1 protein-coding gene is annotated in these 1,406 nt (G+C 54.9%); it reads right to left on the bottom strand.

Going from position 1 to position 1,406, the window contains the following annotated elements:
* Positions 1-564 precede the first annotated feature (564 nt).
* Positions 565-912 (bottom strand): hypothetical protein, encoded by a 348-nt coding sequence (locus GGR62_RS20880; RefSeq protein WP_184409723.1) that lies wholly within the window; start codon positions 910-912, stop codon positions 565-567.
* Positions 913-1,406 lie beyond the last annotated feature (494 nt).

The following is a 1,406-nucleotide window of genomic DNA, read 5'->3' as shown; positions in this document are numbered from 1 at the left end:
ATCTGTCGAAAAGATGCAGAAGAAAAGTAGCCATCCCAGTCAAATTCTTTCTTTCTCACAAGACTCTCCTTGAGCTTAGATCAGGTGCCTAACGCCTGAATTAAGCCGCGCCGCGAAGCGGCGTCGGCTTGAATGAATAGTTAGCCACCTGGCCGCATCACCGGACAAGCCCCCACTAGCGCGTTCGACACGAGAACATTCATGGGGTCTTTCCAGACATCTTTGTTGGTCAGCACATGCTTATCAACAACGTCTCGCAATGCCTCGCTGCTCATTTCAGAAGTACATGCATGAACCTTCTGCACCTCTTCCTTAGAGGCTCCGTAGAATCCAGAGCTCAGCAGCCCGTCTACAACGCCCATTACATAGGCTGATCGAGTGGCAGGTGACTGCGTCACATACGTCTCGCCTTTCAAGTACCCATCATAGACGTGCACCGACTGCGCAGAACTAGTCGAGGCAGCTAACAACAGACCAGCGAATAATCCAAATCGCATAACCAAATCTCCTAGGGGCTAACGCTTGAGTTAAGCGGCGGCGAAGCCGTCCGCCTTGAACGAGTAGTTAGGGTGCATTGCCGACAGCCCTGAGTGCAAGAGCAGAATCGTAGACGTTGCCAGAAAGCTCGTCGAAGCCATCCATGCCTGCGACGGTGCCGAAAGTGCCATCAGCTTTTGCGCGAACTGGAGCGTAGTCGTTGAAGCTGCCGGCACCGCCGAAGACGTGATTAACCGAACCGGAAAGCTCGTTTAGCTCACTTTGGGTGAAGCCGTGGCTGAGTAGCAATGCTGCTCGCTGCTGGGATGCTACGAAGTGGCTGCGCCATTGGCATAACGGATCTTGCGCGAGCGCCACCACAAGCTCGCCAAGATGTGCATGCAAAATTTCCAGTTGTTCGCGACGGTTGTTCATGTGCAACCTAAAGCCTAAATTAAGCCGACCCGCGAAGCGGGTTCGGCTTGAATGAATTGTTAGGCGCCAACCTACGGCACAAACCCGGCAGGAAGCAACCTGACCTCCGTGGCCATGCAAATGCCGTTGCCGCCAGACAGCGGTCGCACTCCCAAGATGGTGCCGTGAGGCGCAAGCTCTGCTTGGACAATGACCACAGGTTGCTCGGAGCCATCCTCAAGTGACTGGATTGCACAGCAAGGCAGGGGCATTGTGGCGTCGGCGGAACCACCGTGTACGTAGAAGACTGCGGAGCCAGCAGCGACGTCGGCCTCCGTAGCCGGACGGCCGACAACACAGGGAGTGTTGTGCCACTCACTTTCTGCGATTGAACCCCAAAGATCGGCCATGTTTGTTGTGGCGCCTAACGCTTGAATTAAGCCGAGTTGCGAAGCAACTTCGGCTTGAATGAGTTGTTAGGCAGTGAGTGGCCGCAAAGGTTGGATGGTGCAACC

Source organism: Xanthomonas sp. 3075, assembly GCF_014197275.1.
GTDB lineage: Bacteria > Pseudomonadota > Gammaproteobacteria > Xanthomonadales > Xanthomonadaceae > Xanthomonas > Xanthomonas campestris_B.
This window is presented reverse-complemented; position numbering and strand designations above follow the sequence as displayed.

What these genes read in the sequence shown, in the direction of transcription:
- GGR62_RS20880 (WP_184409723.1), bottom strand. Translation starts at nt 912, where the DNA reads ATGAACAACCGTCGCGAACAACTGGAAATTTTGCATGCACATCTTGGC.